Origin of the sequence: Methyloprofundus sp. (genome assembly GCF_965251085.1) — a bacterium.
Lineage (GTDB): Bacteria > Pseudomonadota > Gammaproteobacteria > Methylococcales > Methylomonadaceae > Methyloprofundus.
Map to the genome: position 1 here is coordinate 4,931,380 of NZ_OZ252594.1, position 8,037 is coordinate 4,939,416.

An 8,037-nucleotide genomic window follows, 5' to 3' on the forward strand; every position below is an offset into this window, starting at 1 on the left:
TTTCCCAGCATACGGCTCAAGCCCTTCAAAAGCCAGAATAAACTGACCCAGCTGCCTTATTATTCAACAGTAAACTCATTTTATTTAGTGTAAAATGATGTATTTTCCATCACTAACTTTACTACCAAAAACAATGTCTGTTGAACAAATTTAATAGCCAACCTTTGCGATACGTATCTACAGCCGATAATACATATTGCTATGCCAGAAGGTGCACCAGCCATACAGGCCGTCATTTGCGTTTCCTTCTCAAAATCGGTTCTCCAAACTCTTTCGCAGAAAAGCACCAAATGGACGTGGGCACACTTTCGTGTCGGACAAATCTTGAATCCGTATCGACTACATTACATAATCGCCTTCGCTTTTTCCATTCTCTCATCGACGTACCGCCTTCGGCATCCCTTGCGGGCAGCTTTCTCCATCGCTGGAGGACGATACGACATTGCCACGTTCCACATAAATATCTTAACGAACGACTTAGGTGCTGCCTGTATCCCAGCAGTGCTTTATCTGCGTGAAACCGACGTTATAACAGTTCCACTGACTACCCACCTGTTGGTTACAGCCTATCAGTGCTTTTTGGCTGCTCTTTTGTTAACGGGACTTCAAGACGACAGTTCACATTACATTCACCCTATCATTCCATCCTAGCTCCCGACCGCCTTAGCACTGGCAGAATACGAGTCCCCTCACGGTTCCTCTTATACGAGTTTCATTGTCCCAGACGCTTCACACCACATCCGTGTCGCATGGCCTGGTAGGATACTGGAGGCAGAACTCCAGGTTGCGCCTCACTTAAAAAAAGTGATTTACAACATATATTTATGCAACTTCGTGTCGCAAATAACGCCTGCTTCACCGGCTGCCATGAGTGGCGGTTTTTTTGCGAATAGCAAAAAAAGTGACGCTTATGGCAGTCCGCGTGCAAGCAATTGTTATGGTTTGAATGCACGTTCCAGCCGATTAAATTGTATTGCCTCTGAAATTTCTTTTGAAAACTTTTCAGAGCTTAATTTTGTCAATAATTGAAACGCTGCTTGATAGCTAACAGGACCTCCATTCGAAGTAATGACTTTGCTATCAATAACCACATTTTTATCGTATTGAACTTTGATTTTAGGATATGCCTTGGCTAGCCCCTTTTCTCCGCCAGCCCATGTTGTTGCATTTTTTCCATCAAGAACACCTGCTTCACCAAGTAAAAAGGCTCCAGAGCAATTACTTGCCATCCAAGATGTTGACTGACTTTGTTTTTTGATATATCGAATGAGTTCTTTGTTTTTCAAGAAACTGTCCATTTTATAGGCACTAGGAACAATTAGGGCATCAAGTTTGAGGTCATCGTAAATTGTCTTATCTGCGATTATTTTTAGCCCTTCTTCTGAAACTACTTCCTTCTTTTTGGAAGTAGAAATAACCACCACTTCATACGACGAAAACCAAGCCTTTTTTGTTGCTGCTCCAAATACCTCAATAGGAGCGGTTACATCGCTAGTTAAAAAACCATCAAAGACCAAAATACCAATTTTTGATGCTGCTGCATTAGCAGAATTCATAACGAAAAATACTAAGCCAAAGATGACTAATATTGAAAATCGATTTGCTTTTCTCATACGTGTTTTACCTTTCTGTGTTTGAAGCCATAACTATATACTTATCAGGCACATTCGCCCTGATAACCTGATATTACCGTACAAATCAGGCATATTTGCCTGTATTTTTTAATATCAGGGAAAATTTACCTGATAAGTTGATATTAGCCTGTAAATCGGGCAAACTTGCCTTTATTAGTTATCGTCAGTCTAAACACTAGGATATGCTATGTCAATACCAAAAAATGGCAGTTTATTGGATGATGTTCACCAGGTTATGCGACTTAATCATTATTCAATTCATACTGAAAAAACCTATTCTGACTGGATTAGGCAGTATGTGAAGTTTCATAAAATGACTGACCGTTGTGAATTGTCTGTTTTACCAGAAGCTAAAGTTGAAGAATTTCTTACTTATTTAGCCATACACCGGAAGGTGGCAGTTTCTACACAAAATCAGGCGATGAATGCGCTGGTTTTTTGTATAAGCGAGTGTTAGATAAGCCTTTAGAAAAAACAGTCGATGCTATTCGGTCTACAAAAAACCGTCAAATTCCCGTTGTGCTCACTCAAGATGAAGTAAAGCAAATTATTACTTTACTCGAAGGGGTGCCTCAATTGGTGGTGAAGTTGCTTTATGGTAGTGGCTTACGGATTACTGAGGGGGTTAGGCTACGTGTTCACGATATAGATTTTGAGTATAAACAGATTACTGTTCGTTCTGGAAAGGGAAATAAAGATCGGGTGACTACTTTTTCAGAAGGTTTAATGCCCTCACTTAAGGATCATCTTCAGAGGGTTAGATTAATACACGAACAAGATTTACAGGAGGGTTATGGTGTTGTCTATTTGCCTAATGCTTTAAGCAAAAAATATCCTAATGCCAGTAAGGAGTGGGGGTGGCAGTATGCTTTTCCTGCTAGAAGCCTGTCTACTGATCCGCGCTCAGAGGGTACAATACGACGCCATCATATTGATCAATCGCTGATTAATAAGGCGATTAAAGTAGCAGTGAAGAAATTAGGTATCGTAAAAAAAGTGAGTGCGCATACTTTCAGGCATAGTTTTGCCACACACTTATTGCAGCGGGGTACTGATATTCGTACTATTCAGGCTCTTTTGGGACATAATGATCTGGAGACGACTATGATTTATACGCATATTTTAAAGCAGGGTGGTGAGGGGGTAACAAGCCCATTGGATGATCTAAATATTTAGGACTTGCTCATTTTTCCCCGTGCATGCTGGTGCAGCATAATAATGCTGCACACCCATACTGTTTAATAGAAAACTATCAAGGTATCAAGAAGCCAGTATGGTTTTCTGAAACACTGGTTATTAACGTTCGTAACAACCGATGTAATTAAATAATATCAAAAACCAAACTGGTTGAACCCTCTTGACTGTTCAAAAATAGGTGCTGCATTCAACTGGTCTGTTTGTTTGCAAATGCCTGATAAACAAACATCGCAAAAGCAAATACCCCAATACGAAAATGGGTCTGGTCTTTGATTTATGATTCTTAAGCAATTATTGCAAGACCTGAACATCCCATAGGAATTTTCAATGTTGTCTTCAATCCTTATGCTCTTCTCGGCTATTGAAATTTTGTTAAAGAGCACTTTCTAGGGTATAAGGTACAATTAATAGCTTACTAACGTGCTAAAAGCACACTCACTAGAAAGGTTTTAAATTGATAATTGATATTTACAAAAGCACAAAAAATGGCAATAAATACTTATCTATCCCTAAAGGTACAAAAATTGCGCAGTTAGAGCTTCCGGATTCTGTGGATTCTGATCTTTTGACTTTGTCACCGTTCAAAACCAGATTAGAAATAGAGCCCAAAAACACACACGCTACACTTGATCAAGACGATATTATTCAACAAATAGAGAGAAATGGTTATGCTGTTCACGAAGCGAAAACAGTCATTACTGTTGGCACAGTAAAGTAATTTCGTTTGAAATGATGAGAGCAAAAAATCTGATTTCAATTTGCTTCATTGCTTCACTTTATATATTCTTACCTAGTATTACTTTTATAAGGGTCATAATTATGCAATCTACATCAGTTGCAAGCAAGGGCCAAATAACCATTCCTAAACATATTCGACAACAACTTGGTATTCGTAAAGGGAGTAAATTGGAAGCTGCTATAGTAGGAAATCACATTGAAAAGTTAATATCCCTTGATGGGATGGTTTCTTTAGAGAGTTTTAATACAAATCAATCGGATCTACGTCCAGTGACCAGCGAACCTTCCGTGCCAGTTTGAGCTTTGCTATTTCAGGCATTAGCCAATTTAACAGCTGGTGTAGTTGTTTACGTTTACTGTGTTGTAATAGTAATTGAAAGCGGAATTGACCCGCACGCTTGGCCATGGGCGCTGCAACGGGGCCGAGTACCAATGTTCCGTTTGTTTGCTGGTTAATTAATTCGGCAACAGCTAACAGAAACTCAAAAGCAATATCCTTTTCGTGCGATAGCGAACGCAATAAAGCCTGGTAGCTATACGGGGGGAGTTGGGCATTTTTACGCTCAGCTAATGCGGCCTGAGCAAACGCCTGGTAGCCTTGATGAATCAAGGTATTTAGCAAGGGATGATCCGGCTGTCTGGTTTGCATAATCACGCGGCCTTTCTTTTCTGCGCGGCCAGCACGCCCGGCGACTTGTATAATCAGCTGTGCCAGTCTTTCGGGGGCATGAAAATCTATACTGAATAAACCACTATCGACATCTAATAACACCACTAAAGTCACATTCGGAAAATGATGGCCTTTAGCCAGCATTTGAGTGCCCAGGATAATATCTACCTCCCCCTGATTAATCGCATCTAAATGTTGTTTTAAAGCGCCTTTCCTTTGCGTACTGTCTCTATCCAGGCGCACGCTTTTATGCTCAGGGAATAGTTGATGTAATGCATTTTCTACGCGTTCAGTGCCTAGGCCTAAAGGTTTTAACTCTTCTGATTTGCAGGCAATACATTGCCGGGGAAGTGATTGTTCGCTGGCGCAGTGGTGGCAACGCAGTTTTTGCTGTTTATAATGCACGACCATGTTAGCATCGCAACGCGAGCACTGGGCTACCCAGCCGCAACTGTGGCAAATAAGCGTCGGCGCAAAGCCTCTGCGGTTTAAAAACAATAATACCTGTTGCTTTTTAGCCAGCGTTTTTCGTATCTCTCTGATGAGAGGTGGAGAAAGACCTTTGTGTAGACTCTGGTTTCTTATATCCAGTAAAGACATGCTGGGTGGCTTGGCATTTCCTGCGCGGTTGGGTAGGCGTAATAATTGGTAGCGTTTTTTATCCACATTGTAGAGGCTCTCCAGAGAGGGTGTTGCGGAGCCTAATATAATAGGAATATTCAGCACTTTTGCACGTACGATGGCGACGTCGCGGGCTGAAAAGCGAAAGCCTTCCTGTTGCTTAAAAGAGCTATCATGCTCTTCATCCAGAATAATCAGCCCTGGCCTGGGTAAGGGTGTAAACAGGGCTGAGCGTGTGCCTAATAAAATGGAACTATGACCTTTTTGCAGCTTAAGCCAGGCTGCATGGCGTTGGTTTTCATTATGCTGCGAATGATAGGTTTCTATCGGTACAGTGAAGCGCTGCTTAAAGCGTGCTTCTAATTGCGGTGTCAGGGTGATTTCAGGGAGTAATACCAGTACTTGCAAATTTCGTTCTAAGACCTGTTCAATCACCTGCAAATAAACCTCGGTTTTACCACTACCTGTCACACCTTCCAGTAAATGCACGGCAAACTGGTCTAGTTGTGTCGATATGCTATCAATCGCTGTTTGTTGCTCGGCATTGGCTATAAGTGGCGTTTGCTGGGTAATATTCAGGTGTGTGCTGTCAAAGACTGGTTGATTACTCGTACAGACATAAGCTTTATCTATCAGTGCCTTTAAAGGTGCGCGCCAGAGTTTGAAATGCAACGCAATTTCCTGGCTGCTTATAGCACCCGGTTGTGATTTCAGGAATTTGAACAGGGCAAGTTGTTTGGGCGCGTTTTTTAATCGTGACTCTACTACTTCAGTACCTTCTGCAGTGGGTAGGTAATAATCTATGGATTTTAATTCACTGCTTTTACCTTTACGTAAGGTGGTTGGAAATGCGCTGGTAAAAACGTCGCCTATAGGGTGATGGTAATACTGTTTTGCCCAATTTAAGAGTTGTATATCTTTAGCAGACAATAAAGGCTCGGTATCTAAAATGGCTTCTACCTGTTTTAATTTGCTGGTGTTCTTATCATCGCCGGATTTTACTTCAATCAGTACGGCTATTTTCGATTGTTTGCCAAAAGGGACTTTAATGCGAATACCTGTTTTCAGGTGTTGCGGGTCATAGTTATCAGGTGGGAGGTAATCAAATAAGTGATTGAGGGGGATAGGGACGGCAACACTTAAAATTATTTTTCTTGAGCTATTCACTGGCTACATTTTTTGATGAAAATTCGATATAAACACGCTAAGTCTTTATGCTTAAAAGAAAAATAAAGTTACCCACAAAACCTGTGGATAACTTTGTGGATAGGGTTTGTAAAAGTGAGTGTAAGCCTTAGCTTTATTGTGTTTTTGTTAAATCGTGTAATATTTTGACAGTTGCATTAGTTATATATTTAACAATAGCTTAGGCATGTCAAGAGTTAAATATCTTAGCCGCATGATAGAGGCCCAAGTTATTGTGCTGTTCTAAAAAACAATTGTGTGTAAAGTGAAACAATTGTAATGAAATAGTTGACAGATTATATTAATCACCTGCTTCATATTTTATGCAAAAGTGGGCTAATTATTAAGGTATCAGGATTCCCCTAATTGTAAAATACAAAAATGCTGCCATCAAAGCAGATGTTGGAACGGTGACCACCCATGCCACAGCAATTTTATAAACGTGTGAACGTTTAACGAGTTGTTGTTTGTAGGCTTTGTTAAGCGACTTTCTTTCTTTTTTGGTGAATTCTGTTTTGCCTTTCTTTGCTTTTAGCTCTTTAAGCATTTTTGATTTAGTCGCAATATCCGCCCGGTTAAACGTATTTAAAAAGGCTTCTGTAACTTCTGGGTCATGGTGCTCATGGTGCTCCCTTATTTCGTCAAGGCGTTTGGCGTCGGAGCGCTTTAGATATTCACGCAAAAAACCGACTCCAAAGATTGCGCCAACGGCAATATGGGTTGAGCTGACGGGTAAACCGAGTTGACTGGCAATAATGACAGTAATAGCTGCCGCCATGGAAATACAGAATGCGCGCATTTTATCCAGCTCTGTAATTTCACTACCCACAGTACGAATCAATTTGGCACCATATAATGCTAGCCCTAATGACAAGCCTATTGCTCCAATTAGCATGACCCAAAGTGGAATAGCGGCCTTTTTAGCGATACCACCATGAGTGATGGCATCATTTATAGCCGCTAAAGGACCTACGGCATTAGCAACATCATTTGCGCCATGGGCAAAACTAAGGAAACAGGCGGCAAAAATAAGCGGGATGGTAAATAAGGTATTGACGCTGGCTTTTGAGTTGTCTAATGCAATAGCGGCTTTATTAATTAAGGGGCGAACTGCAAAATACAGAGTTAAGGCGATAGCGAAAGCAATAGAGCCTGCCATTACAAAATCTACCTTCCAGATTTTTTTCAGACCTTTTAATATTAAATAAGTTGAAAATGCCCAGGCCATCAAGGCAATTAATAGAGGTAGAATACGTCTTGCAGCAAGCAGCTTATCCTCTTGGTAGGTAATAGTGCGCTTAATCAAATACAGGAAAATAGCCGCAATAAGACCACCCAAAACGGGCGATATAACCCAGCTGGCAGCAATTTTTCCAAACACTGCCCAGTTTGCTATACCAAAGCCCCCAGCGGCAATACCGGCGCCAAGTACACCGCCGACAATGGAGTGCGTGGTGGAAACGGGCGCATTAAAAAAAGTCGCGATATTTAACCAGATAGCTGCAGCTAATAGCGCGGCCAGCATTAGCCAGATAAAGGTATCAGAATCGTTAATAAGTGACGGGTCTATAATGCCTTTTTTTATGGTGCTGACCACTTCACCACCAGCAATAAGTGCGCCAGCAGACTCAAATACCATAGCGATGCAGATAGCGCCGATTAAAGTGATAGCCCCAGAGCCCACTGCAGGCCCCGCATTATTAGCAACATCATTAGCTCCGATATTAAGAGCCATATAGCCGCCAATAACGGCAGAGACAATAAGGAAAGTATGATTAGGGACGTGGCCCATTGTGTTGCTAATAAACAATCCGACAGCAACTAAAAATAGTAGTGCTCCTGCAAATTTAAGTATATCAAGGCGCATATTGCTGCCTCTTTCTTCTAGGGAGTTTAATTTAGTATCATCCATACTTTCTCTTGGAACCTTTATTATTGTAATTTTGATGTCGGGTAATAATAACAAAAAAACTCCCTTCATAAGGAAGTAAT

At 41.1% G+C, this 8,037-nt stretch carries 7 protein-coding genes; 4 read left to right on the top strand and 3 right to left on the bottom strand.

Annotation, left to right across the window (positions count from 1 at the left end):
• Positions 1 to 935: 935 nt before the first annotated feature.
• Positions 936 to 1,613 carry a DJ-1/PfpI family protein gene (locus tag ACQY3F_RS23330; protein WP_428357563.1) on the bottom strand — a complete coding sequence of 226 codons (678 nt, stop codon included), beginning with the start codon at positions 1,611 to 1,613 and terminating at the stop codon, positions 936 to 938.
• Between the two features lie 208 nt (positions 1,614 to 1,821).
• On the opposite strand from ACQY3F_RS23330, the gene ACQY3F_RS23335 reads away from it, so the two are divergent.
• From ACQY3F_RS23335 to ACQY3F_RS23350, 4 genes are all read left to right on the top strand, one after another.
• Positions 1,822 to 2,091, top strand: coding sequence for a phage integrase N-terminal SAM-like domain-containing protein (locus ACQY3F_RS23335; protein WP_428357565.1), 270 nt, complete (start codon positions 1,822 to 1,824; stop codon positions 2,089 to 2,091).
• Positions 2,085 to 2,810: an integron integrase gene (locus ACQY3F_RS23340; RefSeq protein WP_428357566.1), complete on the top strand. Its 726-nt coding sequence runs from the start codon at positions 2,085 to 2,087 to the stop codon at positions 2,808 to 2,810. The genes ACQY3F_RS23335 and ACQY3F_RS23340 overlap by 7 nt, the downstream gene beginning before the upstream one ends.
• Positions 2,811 to 3,285: 475 nt before the next feature.
• Positions 3,286 to 3,549 (top strand): hypothetical protein, encoded by a 264-nt coding sequence (locus ACQY3F_RS23345; protein WP_428355397.1) that lies wholly within the window; start codon positions 3,286 to 3,288, stop codon positions 3,547 to 3,549.
• A 101-nt stretch (positions 3,550 to 3,650) separates the two neighbouring features.
• A complete protein-coding gene (locus ACQY3F_RS23350; protein ID WP_428357568.1) occupies positions 3,651 to 3,869 on the top strand; it encodes an AbrB/MazE/SpoVT family DNA-binding domain-containing protein in 219 nt (72 codons plus the stop codon).
• Here ACQY3F_RS23350 and ACQY3F_RS23355 read toward each other — a convergent pair.
• Together ACQY3F_RS23355 and ACQY3F_RS23360 are read right to left on the bottom strand one after the other, a co-directional pair.
• Positions 3,811 to 6,027 carry a primosomal protein N' gene (locus ACQY3F_RS23355; protein ID WP_428357569.1) on the bottom strand — a complete coding sequence of 739 codons (2,217 nt, stop codon included), beginning with the start codon at positions 6,025 to 6,027 and terminating at the stop codon, positions 3,811 to 3,813. The genes ACQY3F_RS23350 and ACQY3F_RS23355 overlap by 59 nt on opposite strands.
• A gap of 361 nt (positions 6,028 to 6,388) precedes the next feature.
• On the bottom strand, positions 6,389 to 8,037 hold a 1,649-nt coding region (locus ACQY3F_RS23360), incomplete at its 5' end, for an inorganic phosphate transporter (RefSeq protein WP_428357571.1).

Excerpts from the sequence above, each read along its gene's own strand:
- ACQY3F_RS23330 (WP_428357563.1), bottom strand. The coding sequence starts at position 1,613 with ATGAGAAAAGCAAATCGATTTTCAATATTAGTCATCTTTGGCTTAGTA.
- ACQY3F_RS23335 (WP_428357565.1), top strand. The coding sequence starts at position 1,822 with ATGTCAATACCAAAAAATGGCAGTTTATTGGATGATGTTCACCAGGTT.
- ACQY3F_RS23350 (WP_428357568.1), top strand. The coding sequence starts at position 3,651 with ATGCAATCTACATCAGTTGCAAGCAAGGGCCAAATAACCATTCCTAAA.